13 protein-coding genes and 2 tRNA genes are annotated in these 14,045 nt (G+C 64.1%); 4 read left to right on the top strand and 11 right to left on the bottom strand.

The window, feature by feature from the left end; genetic code table 11:
• Positions 1 to 5 precede the first annotated feature (5 nt).
• A complete protein-coding gene (gene cwsA / locus P9A17_RS22275; protein ID WP_278040909.1) occupies positions 6 to 440 on the top strand; it encodes a cell wall synthesis protein CwsA in 435 nt (144 codons plus the stop codon).
• 16 nt (positions 441 to 456) lie between these two features.
• A complete protein-coding gene (locus tag P9A17_RS22270; RefSeq protein WP_278040908.1) occupies positions 457 to 1,800 on the top strand; it encodes an L-serine ammonia-lyase in 1,344 nt (447 codons plus the stop codon).
• Positions 1,801 to 1,803: 3 nt separating this feature from the next.
• Here P9A17_RS22270 and P9A17_RS22265 read toward each other — a convergent pair whose 3' ends face one another.
• Together P9A17_RS22265 and P9A17_RS22260 are read right to left on the bottom strand one after the other, a co-directional pair.
• A complete protein-coding gene (locus P9A17_RS22265) occupies positions 1,804 to 2,028 on the bottom strand; it encodes a hypothetical protein (protein WP_278040907.1) in 225 nt (74 codons plus the stop codon).
• Positions 2,029 to 2,238: 210 nt separating this feature from the next.
• On the bottom strand, positions 2,239 to 3,096 hold the full coding sequence (locus tag P9A17_RS22260; protein WP_278040906.1) for a DNA-processing protein DprA: 858 nt from the start codon (positions 3,094 to 3,096) through the stop codon (positions 2,239 to 2,241).
• A 320-nt stretch (positions 3,097 to 3,416) separates the two neighbouring features.
• Between P9A17_RS22260 and P9A17_RS22255 the strand changes: the two genes are divergently transcribed.
• Positions 3,417 to 4,076, top strand: coding sequence for a phosphoribosyltransferase family protein (locus P9A17_RS22255; RefSeq protein WP_278040905.1), 660 nt, complete (start codon positions 3,417 to 3,419; stop codon positions 4,074 to 4,076).
• On the opposite strand, the gene P9A17_RS22250 is transcribed toward P9A17_RS22255, so the two are convergent.
• Positions 4,073 to 4,390: a hypothetical protein gene (locus P9A17_RS22250; protein WP_278040904.1), complete on the bottom strand. Its 318-nt coding sequence runs from the start codon at positions 4,388 to 4,390 to the stop codon at positions 4,073 to 4,075. The genes P9A17_RS22255 and P9A17_RS22250 overlap by 4 nt on opposite strands.
• Before the next feature lie 88 nt (positions 4,391 to 4,478).
• On the opposite strand from P9A17_RS22250, the gene P9A17_RS22245 reads away from it, so the two are divergent.
• Positions 4,479 to 4,802 carry a hypothetical protein gene (locus P9A17_RS22245; RefSeq protein ID WP_278040903.1) on the top strand — a complete coding sequence of 108 codons (324 nt, stop codon included), beginning with the start codon at positions 4,479 to 4,481 and terminating at the stop codon, positions 4,800 to 4,802.
• Positions 4,803 to 5,264: 462 nt separating this feature from the next.
• Here P9A17_RS22245 and P9A17_RS22240 read toward each other — a convergent pair.
• From P9A17_RS22240 to gnd, 8 genes are all read right to left on the bottom strand, one after another.
• Positions 5,265 to 5,337 (bottom strand) — tRNA-Ala (locus P9A17_RS22240).
• Between the two features lie 134 nt (positions 5,338 to 5,471).
• A tRNA-Ile gene (locus P9A17_RS22235) sits at positions 5,472 to 5,545 on the bottom strand.
• A gap of 71 nt (positions 5,546 to 5,616) precedes the next feature.
• Positions 5,617 to 6,555 carry a DUF3566 domain-containing protein gene (locus P9A17_RS22230; protein WP_278040902.1) on the bottom strand — a complete coding sequence of 313 codons (939 nt, stop codon included), beginning with the start codon at positions 6,553 to 6,555 and terminating at the stop codon, positions 5,617 to 5,619.
• Positions 6,556 to 9,099, bottom strand: coding sequence for a DNA gyrase subunit A (gene gyrA / locus P9A17_RS22225; RefSeq protein ID WP_278040901.1), 2,544 nt, complete (start codon positions 9,097 to 9,099; stop codon positions 6,556 to 6,558).
• 38 nt (positions 9,100 to 9,137) lie between these two features.
• A complete protein-coding gene (gene gyrB, locus P9A17_RS22220) occupies positions 9,138 to 11,165 on the bottom strand; it encodes a DNA topoisomerase (ATP-hydrolyzing) subunit B (protein WP_278040900.1) in 2,028 nt (675 codons plus the stop codon).
• A gap of 243 nt (positions 11,166 to 11,408) precedes the next feature.
• Positions 11,409 to 11,969 carry a DUF721 family protein gene (locus tag P9A17_RS22215; RefSeq protein ID WP_278040899.1) on the bottom strand — a complete coding sequence of 187 codons (561 nt, stop codon included), beginning with the start codon at positions 11,967 to 11,969 and terminating at the stop codon, positions 11,409 to 11,411.
• Positions 11,966 to 13,126 carry a DNA replication/repair protein RecF gene (recF, locus tag P9A17_RS22210; RefSeq protein ID WP_278040898.1) on the bottom strand — a complete coding sequence of 387 codons (1,161 nt, stop codon included), beginning with the start codon at positions 13,124 to 13,126 and terminating at the stop codon, positions 11,966 to 11,968. The genes P9A17_RS22215 and recF overlap by 4 nt, the downstream gene beginning before the upstream one ends.
• Positions 13,127 to 13,141: 15 nt before the next feature.
• On the bottom strand, positions 13,142 to 14,035 hold the full coding sequence (gene gnd / locus P9A17_RS22205) for a phosphogluconate dehydrogenase (NAD(+)-dependent, decarboxylating) (protein WP_278040897.1): 894 nt from the start codon (positions 14,033 to 14,035) through the stop codon (positions 13,142 to 13,144).
• Positions 14,036 to 14,045 lie beyond the last annotated feature (10 nt).

The following is a 14,045-nucleotide window of genomic DNA, read 5'->3' as shown; positions in this document are numbered from 1 at the left end:
GGGATATGAGCTCCAAGACCCGCGTACGCCTGACACCCGGCCAGCGCTTCGCCCGCGGCCTGAAATACTCGACCGTCGGCCCCGTCGACGTCGGCAGGGGAGCGCTGGGCCTCGGAGTCGAGTCGGTGCGCTCGTCGGCCTCCTGGGTCGGAGATCGGTACCGCCGCAGCAAGATCGCCCGAGAACTCAAGGCCGAGCTCGCGTCGGCTCAGGACACCATCGCCGCGGAGATCTCCGCCGCCCAGCAGGTCGTCGCGAACCTGCCGCAGGCTTTCGAGGATGCCCGCAAGTCCCGTCATCGCGGACGCCGATTGCTATTCGTCGGCGTCGGCATCGCCGTGGTGGCCGGGGGAGCGGTGACGTTCTCGATCCTGCGCCGTTCCACCCAGCCCGAACCGTCGCCGCTGCCACCCAGCGTCGAGGTCGCCCCGAAACCGTAGCCGGTTACGTTCCGTCATGGCCGTCTCGGTGTTCGACCTCTTCTCGATCGGCATCGGTCCATCGAGCTCACACACCGTGGGCCCGATGCGGGCGGCGCTGCGGTTCGTCGAGAGTCTGGCTCTGGCCGATGTGGCAAGTCTGAAGGTTGAGCTCTACGGATCGCTCGGTGCCACCGGAGCGGGCCACGGAACGCCCGGGGCGGTCGTGCTCGGTCTCGAAGGCGCCGACCCCGAGACGGTCGACCCCGACGCCGCCCACGCGCGCATCGCCGAGGTGTCCGAGCGACGGCAGCTGCGGCTGGGCGGCGAGCGGCTCATCGACTTCGACATGGCGACTGACATCGTTCTTTCGTTGCAGGCCATGGACTTTCACAGCAACGGCATGGTCTTCAGCGCTCTCGACGCCGATGGAGGAGAGCTGGCCCGCCGGGTGTACTACTCGGTGGGCGGCGGCTTCGTCGTCGACGAAGATGAGGCCGCCACACCCGCCGAGGACATCGAGCTGCCGTACCCGTTTCGCACGGGCACCGAGCTCGTCGCGCTGGCCGTCCAGAACGGTTGCAGCATCGCCGATCTCGTCGCCCGCAACGAGGAAGCGCTCGGAAACGGTCCGCGGCTTCGCGAGGGCCTGCTCCGCATCTGGGCGGCAATGCGCGACTGCGTGGACCGCGGATTAGCTGCCGACGGGACATTACCGGGCAGTCTGCATGTGCGGCGCCGGGCCCGGTTACAGGCCAAGGCGCTCGAGTCGAACCCGACGGATCCGCTGTACGCAATGGACTGGGTGACGGTCTACGCGCTGGCGGTCAACGAGGAGAACGCGGCCGGCGGGCGGGTCGTGACGGCGCCGACGAACGGGGCCGCCGGCATCATTCCCGCTGTGCTGCACTACTTTTGGCGCTTCATTCCGGCAGCCGACGACGACGGTGTCGTCGAGTTTCTTCTGACCGCGGCGGCGATCGGCCAGTTGTTCAAGGCGAACGCATCGATCTCAGGCGCCGAGGTGGGGTGCCAGGGGGAGGTTGGTTCGGCCTGTTCGATGGCAGCGGGGGCGTTGGCGGCCGTGTTGGGCGGGTCGCCGGCCCAGGTCGAGAACGCCGCCGAGATCGGGATCGAGCACAACCTCGGGCTGACGTGTGACCCGGTGGGTGGGCTCGTGCAGATCCCGTGCATCGAACGCAACGCGATTGCCTCGGTGAAGGCGATCGCCGCGGCGCGGATGGCGCTGTTCGGCGACGGCACCCATCACGTCAGCCTGGACACTGCGATCAAGACGATGCGCGACACCGGCGCGGACATGGCGGACAAGTACAAGGAGACGTCGCGCGGGGGACTGGCGCTGAACGTCGTTGAATGCTGAGAGTTAGTCGGCGTCGGCGCCGACGGTGAGCGCGTAGGCCTCGGCCAGGTCTCGTAGTCCTTCGGTGCTTGCGCTGGGTGTCGCGGCGCGAATGGCCTTCAACAACGCCTCTTTCGCGTCCTTCTCCAGATCGGCGTTCTCGGCCATCGTGTGCCCTCCCTGCGTCGAGGCCGCGTCGTCGCGGCGCTGGGGGACGGCTACCCGAACGGGGCTGTGCTGAATCTGCATTCGAAAGGGAAGTGCTTTGTGGAGCCTAGAGATTCGAACTCCTGACATCTGCCTTGCAAAGGCGAAACCTGGTGCTGGTCGTACCGATCTATAGCCCGTTTCCTGCACTGCTCCATAACGGGTGCTCACCAAAGACAGGTGTAACTGTGGGCAAGTTGTGGGCAGCATGTGGTCGGCCCCGGCGCGGACGGATCTCACGAATCAGCCCACTCACATCAAGGTCAGCTGTTTGGACCCGTCGGCATCCAAATAGTCGAGCGCTTCTTCGAGGTGCTGGCGGCTCCGGATAACCTTCGCTCCATTGGCCATCAGCAGCTTATTTCCTGGAGGTGCACCGAATAGCTCAAGGGTCAGCACGACCTGACCACGCTGCAAGGCATACTCGCCGGCAGCGAGCGTCCCGCCTTTGTCACCCGCTTCGACTACGACGAGGGCGTGGCTCAAGCCAGAGATAACCGTGTTTCGCGACATCGCACCGGAGGCAAACCACTTCTGGTCTGGGGCAAATTGCGAGACAACGAGGGCGCGCTCGGAATCCCACAACTGAGCGAACTCACCGCGCCGGACGCGAAAGTTATTGATGCCTTCAGGAAGCACGATGACGGTCTCGCCGCCGCTCGCAAGTGCCGCTGAGTGCGCAACCAGGTCAACGCCTTTCGCGTAACCCGAGACGACGCTGTAACCGCGGCGAGCGACGGCGTCGGCGCACGCGTGCGCGGCACGCAAACCTTCGGAACTCGCCTGACGTGAGCCGCACATTCCTATTGCGCGCCGCGCTAGCAATTGAGCAGGTCCCTTTATGAATAGGACAGCCGGTGCCTGCCTGGATAAGCCCAGTAGCTCTGGGTAGCGGTCCTGACCGAGAAGAACAGCGTCGACACCATCTTCGACAAGAGCTTGTGCCTGCTCTTCAACTTGCCGCAAATCGTCGGGGTGTAGCGCATTCAGAAGTCTTTCGAATGCAGGAATCCCTTCGGTACGAACCCTAGTGGCGATGGTTCTTTGTCCGCCGCCGAAACGAACTGCAGCTATTGCAAACTGCAGTCGACCGTGCGCGTCGGTGCACATCGCTCACTCCTCGCCACCGCGACCCATATCGCCATAATAGTTCGAACATGTGTTCGAATCAATACTGGCTCGGCGTGTCGCTAGTCCTATTGTTCGGGGGCTGCCGGGACTAGGAGCGACGATATAGGACTACTACTCGTCCCAGCGGGCTGAAGATGGTCATCAGAGATCTGTCCCAACAGGGACCAACGAATCGTGGCGGACGCTACGTCACCGACCTCCACCACCGAGCCACGGCGGCGGGGGGACACACGCTCTCCTTCCGCGGGCCCGACGGCGCAGCCGCGCAAGTGCTCCTTTGCGATCCGACCTATACGCAAGTGGAATCCTTCATCGACTTGCATCGCTTCGAGGGCGCTGGCCGTGCCCCGACGGCAGACATTCTCGGGCTCTTAGAACTACTGCACGGGGCAGTTACAGTTCCGAGTGGGGACTCTCTCGATTTCGCACTCGCACTGGATTGGTACAACAAGATCGTTGATGGGCGGATTGGCCCCCACACCGAACTCGCCGATCTCGTTCACCGCGGCAAGTACTGGTACAAGGGCGCATCAGACGCCGAGAAGCTAAAGAAAGTCGGGTGGGCGGTCGTCGACGAGCTGGCCGGCTTCATCGGTCAGCATCCAGTCCTGCGAAGCGTCGACGCGATCGCAGCAGCCCCCGGTCACGATGCGAAAGTGGTCAGCTTCGGCGCACGGGTAGCAGCCGGAGTCTCCATACGGCGGGGAATTCCGCTCGTACGCTGCGGGTCGCACCAAGAGTTCCGTACACCCGCCAAGAGTCTCGAACCCGCTGCTCGCGCCGGAGCGCTCGGCGGCCAATTTGCTTGTGCAGAGGATGTTTACGGGCAGCGGGTTTTGATCGTCGACGACGTGCACGGTACCGGAGCAACTGCAGAGGAGACCGCTCGTGCGCTTCGAACGGCGGGTGCGAGCCAAGTTATGAGCCTCTCGGCCGTCCGAACGATGAAGTTCCTCTAGAACGCCCAGTAGTCGTCGTCGGGACGAGGCACTCCGGCTATGCGCACCTCGTCTAACACTCGCGCGGCGTTGTATGCAGCTGCACGGGCAAGGGACGACCCGTTCAGTGACTGCTCGGCAGCGAGTTTTTCGGTCTCGCGGCCGAGTTCAAGTAGTGCGTCATCAGACCACTCGTGACCCAACTTCATAAGTTGAGCGGAGGCCGCCGCGAGTGTCGCCTGCCAGCCGCTGACCTCGATCGCGTCGGCCAAAAAGGTTTCAAGCACGTCGCGGATGTCGACGATCGGCTCGAATAGCTGGGTCGATTCCCGCATACTATGTCCTAAGTATGTTGTAAATACGTAGTTGCATCCTATGACCTAAATATAAAGCGACTAGTTAGGACGCGCCGAGCGAGGTGCCATGACCGATCAGCAGGGTGTGCAGCTCAATGCGCACGCAAAGGCTGCGCGAACTGCTACCAAGCAGGCGGGCGTGAGCTGGCCTTTTCCTGCCGATCGGCGCCTAGACCAGCTCGTCGACATTGCGAATGAGGCCGGTGCCGGCGTACGCAGGAACGAGCTGGCTGCTGCCCTAGTTGCCGCTGCGCCCACCGATCCCGAGGCGCTGCTGGAGTTGGTCCTCGCCTGGCGCAGGTCCGAGGTGCGAGATGTATTGATAGGGCTCGGCGAAACCGCGCAAGTTGTTGAGATACCGCGCCATCCCCCTGGACGACGACGGGCCTGACGCGCTCGCGGCGACTCGTGGTAAACACCTGCGAAGCGGCAGTTTCCACGTCACCTACGTTCGATATGTGCGTGACGCGGAGACTGTCGACAGAGAGTTACGGCTGCTCTTCGTGGTCCGCGCGTCAATTCGCGAGCAGGGAGGCAACCCGTCGAGCCGCGCGATAGACGAGTTGCTTGAAGAGCGCCTAATGATGGGCCCGAGCCTATAAGCGACTACAACTCGCCCACACGGTGGCAAAGAAGATGCCCACCTCGATATCATACTCGGCTCGTAGAATCATCCGTGTTCGTACACACGCAGATCGGAGGTGGCCAAGTGGCATCGGTGCACGACGTCGAGGCCGTCGGCGTCGCGCTGAACGCGCTTCTAACTCGTGATTGTGGGCAGGATGTGGGCACTAGCGCGGCCTGACAGCAGAACAGGCCAGACCGCATAGTGTCCGACCTGCTTGTTTGGTTGTGGAGCCTAGGAGATTCGAACTCCTGACATCTGCCTTGCAAAGGCAGCGCTCTACCAACTGAGCTAAGGCCCCTCGTCAGGAAGGCGTATCGGAGACTGTGTGCCAGACCTCGGCACCGTGCTGGGTTCGCCACACGACTACCGAGACGACCGCCGCGACACCTGCGGCGAGCAGAAGCACCAGCTTCATCGCTACGTACCTTTCCGTGGGGCTAGGAGGACTCGAACCTCCGACCTCTTCGTTATCAGCGAAGCGCTCTAACCGCCTGAGCTATAGCCCCGTTCAACCTCACGGGCCGAGCGACGAGATTACCGCACGGATATCCCGTCTCCCAAACCGGAAGGCAGGAGGTCAGTCCCGGTCGGCCAGGGTGACCTCCACACCGCCCACCAGGTCGGTGGTCAGGTTGTAGATGAAGGCGCCGATCGTCGCCGCCGCGGTCATCAGAACGATGTTCACGAGGCCGATCAGCGCGGCGCCGCCGAAGATGGTGCCGCTGGACACCAACTCGCCGCCGGAGCTGCCGCTGGCGCTGGTCAGTAGGTCGCCGACGTTGCTGTTCAGCTTGCTCCACACACCCATTCCGCCGAGCACCAGATAGAGGAACGCGACGGCGATCATCCACACGAAGAACATCACGACCGACAGCAGCAGCGACACCTTCAGCGTGCTCCAGGGGTCCACGCGGCGGATCTGCATGCTGGCCCGCACCGGGCCCTTGTGCTGCTGCCGGGTGGCCACCTGCACCGCGCGATTGCCCGCCGCAGGGGTTCCCTTGGCAGGCGGTTTCGCCGACTGCTCGGCCTGCGGACGTTCCACCGGTTTGCGCTGCGGCTGCGGCGGGCGGGGCCCTGACAGGTCAGGGAGCTCGCTGGCGTACTTGCCACCCTGGTCAGGTCTGCCCGCGGGCTCGGGACGGTTGCCTTCCGTGCGCACAACGTCCGTGCGGTCGTTACGTGGTGGCGGCGGCGGTTGCGGAGCCGGATCCTTCCGATCCTTCCGTGGCGGACCCTGCTCCGTCTCCGGAGCGGATGCCGACCCGCCGGCCATGAAGCGGTTCAGCCTGGCGTCCAGTCCCGCACCTGCGGGACGCGGACCGTCTTGGCGGGGAGCTTCCTGCGTCGGTTGCTGCTGCCTGGCCGCCCGGGCCGCCGGACCGCGTTGCCACGGGGGCAGGTCACCCTGGTCGGACGCGTGTGCCGGTCGTGAGCCGCCGTCGGGACCGGGACCCGCAGACCCCGCACCCGACCCGTTGGCCGGGCCGGATCCCGGCTCGTTCGGTGAGCTCACCTACGACTCCTCACTCGATTCCTCGGCCTCTTCTACAGCCCCGTCGACGTCGGTGTTGACCTCGTCCGTGCTGTCGCCGACTTCAGCGTTGCGTGCGACCGCGATAAGTGTGTCGCCCTCGCCCAGGTTCATCAACCGAACGCCCTTGGTCTGGCGTCCCGCCTTGCGGACCTGTCGCGCCGCCGTCCGGATGACACCACCGCCTGAGGTGATGGCGTACAACTCGGTGTCGTCGTCGACGATCAGCGCTCCGACCAGCGTGCCACGCCGCTTGTCGAACTGGATCGTCAGCACCCCCTTGCCGCCGCGACCCTGCACCGGGTACTCCTCGATGGCTGTGCGCTTGGCGTATCCGCCGGACGTTGCCACCAGGAGGAACGTCTCCTCCCGAACCACATTCAGCGACAGCAGCGCGTCGTCGGCGTTGAACCGCATGCCCTGCACGCCGGACGTGGCGCGACCCATCGGGCGCAGCGCCTCGTCGGTCGCGGAGAACCGGATCGACTGCCCGTTCGCCGAGACCAGCAGTAGGTCCTCTTCAGCGGAACACAGCACCGCGCCGACCAATTCGTCGCCGTCGCGCAGGTTGACCGCGACGATGCCGCCTGACCGGTTCGAGTCGAAGTCGACGAGACGCGACTTCTTAACGAGGCCATTGCGGGTGGCGAGCACCAGATACGGCGCGTCCTCGTAGCCCTTGATCTGGATGACCTGGGCGATCCGCTCTTCGGGCTGGAACGCCAGCAGGTTGGCGACGTGCTGACCGCGGGCCGTGCGGGACGCCTCCGGCAGGTCGTACGCCTTCGCCCGGTAGACCCGGCCCTGTGTGGTGAAGAACAGGATCCAGTCGTGGGTCGAGCAGACGAAGAAGTGGTTGACGATGTCGTCCTGCTTGAGACCCGCACCCTGCACACCCTTGCCGCCGCGCTTCTGGCTGCGGTACAGGTCGGATTTGGTGCGCTTCGCGTAGCCCGTCTCGGTGATCGTGACGACGACCTCTTCGCGCGCGATGAGGTCCTCATCGGCGACGTCGCCGTCCGCCGGCACGATCCGGGTGCGGCGGTCGTCGCCGTACTTGTCTACTAGCTCCTTGAGCTCGTCGTGCACGATGGCGCGCTGACGCTCCGGCTTGGCCAGAATGTCCTCGAGGTCGGCGATCTCCGCCTCGATCTTGGCCAGGTCGTCAACAATGCGCTGCCGTTCCAGAGCGGCCAGGCGACGCAACTGCATGTCGAGGATGGCCTGGGCCTGGATCTCGTCGATGTCGAGCAGCTCGATCAGCCCGCTCCGCGCGACCTCGACAGTCGCCGATGCGCGGATCAACGCGATGACCTCGTCGAGGGCGTCGAGCGCCTTGACCAAGCCGCGCAGGATGTGGGCCCGCTCGTTGGCCTTGCGCAGCCGGTAGGTGGTCCGGCGGACGATGACCTCGAGTTGGTGGTTCACATACAGGCGGATCAGCTGGTCGAGGCGCAGCGTGCGCGGCACGCCGTCGACGATCGACAGCATGTTGGCGCCGAAGCTCGTCTGCAGCTGGGTGTGCTTGTAGAGGTTGTTCAGCACGACCTTCGCCACGGCGTCGCGCTTGATCTCGACGACGATCCGCAGACCCACGCGGTCACTGGATTGGTCCTCGATGTTCGAGATGCCGGTGAGGCGGCCGTCGCGCACCTGCTCGGCGATCGAGGTGATGAAGTTGTCGTGGTTGACCTGGTACGGCAGCTCGGTGATGACGAGCGATGTCCGTCCGCGCGAATCTTCTTCGATCTCGACCACGCCACGCATCCGGATCGACCCACGACCGGTGGTGTAGGTGTCCGAAATCCCTTGGGAGCCAACAATCAAACCGTGCGTCGGGAAGTCCGGGCCCTTGACGCGCTCACACACCGCGGTGAGCGTTGCCTCTTCGTCGGCTTCGTGATTGTCGAGGCACCAGTAGACAGCCTCCGCGAGCTCGCGCAGATTGTGCGGCGGCATGTTGGTGGCCATGCCGACGGCGATGCCGCCCGAACCATTGGCGAGTAGGTTCGGGAAGCGGCTGGGCAGAACCGTGGGCTCCTGCACCCGGCCGTCGTAGTTCGGGATGAAATCGACTGTCTCCTCGTCGATTTCACGCAGCATCTCCATCGCCAGGGGAGTGAGCCGCGCCTCGGTGTACCTCATCGCCGCCGGGGGATCGTTGCCCGGCGAGCCAAAGTTGCCCTGACCGTCGACGAGGGGATAGCGCAGCGACCACGGCTGCGCCATGCGGACGAGGGTGTCATAGATCGACGAGTCGCCGTGCGGGTGATAGTTACCCATCGTTTCGGCAACGGAGCGTGCGGATTTCGCGTGTCCGCGGTCCGGCCGGAAGCCGGAGTCGAACATCGCGTACAGCACGCGGCGGTGCACGGGCTTGAGGCCGTCCCGGACCTCGGGGAGCGCACGGCCGACGATGACGCTCATCGCGTAATCGATGTAGCTGCGCTGCATCTCCTGCTGGATGTCGACCGGTTCGATACGGTCGCCGGATTCCCCGGTCGGGGGCAGGGTGGTATCAGTCATTCAATATGTCCTAGCTATCTTGAGGCATACGTCGATGATCAAACATCTAAGAAGCGAACGTCTTTGGCATTACGCGTGATGAAACTCCGTCGTGCTTCCACGTCTTCGCCCATGAGAATCGAGAACAGTTCATCAGCGGCTGCCGCGTCGTCGAGAGTGACCTGACGCAGCACACGCACCGATGGATCCATCGTGGTCTCCCACAACTCCTTGGCATCCATCTCACCCAGACCCTTGTACCGCTGGATGCCATCTTCCGGATTGATCCGCTTACCCGCCGCACGGCCGGCCTCCAGCAGGCCGTCACGTTCGCGGTCGGAATACGCAAACTCCGGTTCCGTGCGCTGCCACTTCAACTTGTACAGCGGCGGCTGCGCCAAGAAGATATGACCGTTCTCCACAAGCGGCTTCATGAACCGGAACAACAGGGTCAGCAGCAACGTCGAGATGTGCTGCCCGTCGACATCAGCGTCGGCCATCAACACGATCTTGTGATAGCGCAGCTTGGCGAGGTCGAACTCATCGTGGATACCGGTGCCCAGCGCGGTGATGATCGCCTGCACTTCGGTGTTCTTCAGCACCCGGTCGATGCGCGCCTTCTCGACGTTGATGATCTTGCCGCGCAACGGAAGGATCGCCTGGAACATCGAATCCCGGCCGCTCTTGGCCGAACCACCGGCCGAATCACCCTCCACCACATACAGTTCGCACTTCTGCGGATCCGTGGACCGGCAATCAGCCAACTTGCCGGGCAGACCACCGATATCGGTCGCGCTCTTGCGGCGCACCAACTCTCGCGCCTTGCGCGCCGCGATGCGGGCCTGCGCGGACGACACCGCTTTGTTGATGACGGTCTTCGCTTCGGCCGGGTTCGACTCGAACCAGTGCGTCAGCTGCTCGTTGCAGATCTTCTGGACGAAGGACTTGACCTCGGTGTTGCCGAGCTTGGTCTTAGTCTGACCTTCGAACTGCGGCTGCGACACCTTCACCGAGATGACGGCCGCCAATCCCTCACGGATGTCGTCGCCGGTGAGGTTCGCATCCTTTTCCTTGAGGAGCTTCTTGTCCTTGGCGTACTTGTTGACTACGGTCGTCAACGCGGCGCGGAACCCCTCTTCGTGGGTGCCACCCTCGTGGGTGTTGATCGTGTTGGCGAACGTGTGCACCGACTCCGAGTAGCCGGCATTCCACTGCATCGCGATCTCGACCTCGTGGCCCTCGCCCTTGCCGTCGAAGTCGATGACGCTGGGCTGGATCGCGCTCTTGGTGCGGTTGATGTGCTTGACGAAGTCGACAAGCCCGCCCGGGTAGTGGAACACCCGATGCTTGACTTTGTGCGGGGCGGCGGCCTCGGCGGCCTTCTCCTCCGCCGTCTTCGGCGCTTCCGCATGGTCGCTGACCACATCGTCGACGACCTCGGCAGCCGTGACCCGCTCGTCGGTCAACTCGATGGTGAGGCCCTTGTTCAGGAAGGCCATCTCCTGCAAGCGCCGCGCGATGGTCTCGAAGTCGTAGACCGTCGTCTCGAAGATGTCGGGGTCCGCCCAGAAGCGGATCGTGGAACCGCTCTTGGACGTCTTCTCTCCCTGCCGCAAAGTTCCGGGGACCGATTTGTCGTAGGTCTGAAACCACTCGTATCCGTCTTTACGGATATCGGCCTCGAGGCGCGTCGACAGCGCATTGACCACCGAGACGCCCACGCCGTGCAGACCGCCGGACACCTGGTAGGCGCCTTCTTCGAATTTTCCGCCCGCGTGCAGAACAGTCATGACGACGTCGATGGTGGGGATGCCTGTCGCGTGCATCGCGACCGGGATGCCACGGCCGTCGTCGGTGACCTGGACGCCACCGTCCTCGAGAATGCGGACATCGACGCTGGTCGCGAACCCTGCCATCGCTTCATCTACGGCGTTGTCGACGACTTCCCAGATGAGATGGTGCAAGCCGCGTTCACCGGTGGAACCGATGTACATGCCCGGACGTTTACGAACCGCTTCCAGACCCTCGAGGACCTTGATCGAATCGGCACCGTATTCAGCCGGAGCATTCTTCTTCTGGGCAGCCACGTTGGACGCGTCTCCTTGGGGTTTAGCAGGGTGTCGCCGACTAAGGGATCGACCGGCCCTTGCGGATCACCGTCATAGTCTACCTTCAAGCACCGTCAGCACTGATTCTGCGGGGGCGTTTTCCGATACCTAATCGCGCCGTGCGCTGAATTTCTCGAATGAAGCAAGGTCTTGACGGCGAGGAAAGGAGCTTGTTCGCTTCTGGCGGCTCTCAGACAGGGCCTTCCGAGGCGCTGACGACGTCTAACCGTAAGTGTCCCGAGGGCCCCGACCAGGCACGCTACGGGGACCTTTGCGCCACGACGGTCCGACCGGGCCGACGATCTTCAACGAGGTCACCACACCGTCGCCGACCGCGGCAGCGATTTTGGCCAGAATCTGGGCCTGCACCATGCGCAACTGCGTCGCCCAGGCCGTCGATTCGGCAGAGACAGTGAGGACACCGTCGTGGAGTGCGGTCGGCTCGGCGTGCTCGGCGATTTGTTCTCCGACGACAGCCCGCCACCGTCCGAACACTGCGCCCTCGGCGACACGGACCGACCAGCCCTGCGTACGCGCCAGGTCCCTGGTCAACGAACCGAACAGTTGCGGGTCCCTGCTGTCCGGTCCCGGCCCCGACCAGCGCCGGCGTCCGGCACCCGCCACCCGGCGAGCCGCGGGGGCGTGCCTGCCGCGACCGACATTCTTACCCTGCTGCCGGGCTGCACCGCGGGCCTCCTCGAGCGTGCGCCGCACGAGGTCCATTCCCTTGAGACCCTCCAAATGAGCCGGCGGCGTGAAGGCGGTGTCGTCGTCGTCGGTCATGACCGAACCACCGACACCCGACCCGAGTCACTGTCCTGCATCGAGATCTCGATCAGCGTCGCATCCCAGTCCACCGGAATGTCCTCGTGCACAGCGGCTGTCACGAGTACCTGCTCGGCGGACGCGGCGACCTGCGCCAGCGCCTGACGGCGTGCGGTGTCCAGCTCGGCGAACACATCATCGAGCAACAACACCGGGTCACTTCCTTCCGCTCGCAGAAGTTCGTACGCCGACAATCTCAGAGCCAAGGCCATCGACCACGATTCTCCGTGACTGGCAAAGCCTTTCGCAGGCTGATCGCCGAGCTTCAACTCCAGATCATCCCTGTGGGGTCCGACAAGACACACCCCGCGCTCGAGTTCGGCGTCACGCCGGCGGCTCAGGGCGTCGAGCAACGCAGCCTCGAACACCTCCACATCACAGTTACCCGCCGCGGCTTCCGACTCGACCACCTCGACCCCGCTGCGATACCGGATCGACGCCGGACGTGACGCTGGAGCCAGCAGTTGATAGGCCTTCTCCACCTCTGGCGCCAGCTCATTGACGAGTTCCACACGGGCAGCGATCAATTCGGCACCATGACTGGCCAGGTGACCGTCCCAGACATCCAGCGTCTCCAACGCCCCACGATCGCCGCGGAACCTGGCGCCTGAGGCCGTCTTCAGAAGAGCCGTCCGCTGCCGGACCACTTTGTCGTAGTCGGCGCGCACGCCGGCGATCCGTGGTCGCCGCGTGGTCGCCAACTCGTCGAGATAGCGCCGGCGCTCACTGGGGTCGCCGCGCACCAGCGCCAGGTCCTCCGGTGCGAACAGCACCGCGCGCAGAACACCGAGAATCTCTCGAGCGGAACGGACAGGGGAGCGATTCAACCGTGCTTTATTTGCGCGGCCCGCGGTAATGTCCAGGTCGACGGCCAGTTCACGACCCTCGTTGACAACGATGGTGGACACCACCGCGCGGTCGGCACCTGCCCTGATCAGCGGCGCATCCGACGACACCCGATGTGACCCCAAGGTCGACGAATACCACAGCGCTTCAACGAGATTCGTCTTTCCGAAGCCGTTCGAACCCACGAACACCGTCCGCCCCGGGGCGAGCTCGAGCTCGGCCCGGGACCAGGACCGAAAATCAGTCAGCGTGAGGTGTCGTACATACAACGGATAAGCCCTCGGTCAGCCCGACTCGCTCACACGCTTGACGGCATGGCCACCGAACTGGTTGCGCAGCGCGGCGACGGCCTTCATCGTCGGCGAGTCGTCCTGCCGGGACAGGAAGCGCGCGAACAGCGCGGCCGCAATGCTCGGGACCGGAACTCTCAGACGGATCGCTTCTTCGACCGTCCAGCGGCCCTCGCCGGAATCCTCTGTGTAGCCGCTGATTTCGGCGAGTTGCGGATCTTCTTTGAGCGCCTTGGCCAGCAACTGCTGCAGCCACGATCGCACCACTGTGCCGTTGGTCCAGGCTTGGTAAACCGCCTGCGGATCCTTCACCAGATCTTCGGCGGCCAACAATTCGTAGCCCTCGGCGTAGGCGGTCATCAAGGCGTATTCGATGCCGTTGTGCACCATCTTCGCGAAGTGTCCCGCGCCGACGGGACCGACGTGGACGAATCCGTCCTCGATGGCGCCCGGTGGGCGCAGTGTGTCAAAGATCGGCATGGCCCGTGCGACATCGGCGTCGCTGCCGCCGACCATCAGCCCGTAACCTTCGGTCAATCCCCAGATACCACCCGAGACACCTGCGTCGATATATGAAATGCCCTTGGCAGCAAGAAGTTCCGCGTGTGGTCCATCTTCGGTGTAGCGGGAGTTTCCGCCGTCGATGACAAGATCACCCTCACCGAGGACATCTGCGAGTGCCGCGATCGTGCTGTCGGTGACAGTTCCCGACGGCACCATGACCCACACCACTCGCGGAGATGACAGATTCGCGGCCAAGTCCTCGAGCGACGCGACATCCGACACCTCGGGCCGCGGGTCGTATCCGACGACCTCGTGACCGCCCTGGCGCAGACGTTCGCGCATGTTGAAACCCATTTTGCCGAGGCCGATCAGACCCAGCTGCATGTGAGCGCCC

Source organism: Mycobacterium sp. 236(2023), from assembly GCF_029623955.1.
Taxonomy (GTDB): domain Bacteria; phylum Actinomycetota; class Actinomycetes; order Mycobacteriales; family Mycobacteriaceae; genus Mycobacterium.
Note: the sequence above shows the minus strand (reverse complement) of the source record. Positions and strands in the feature narration are given on the sequence as shown.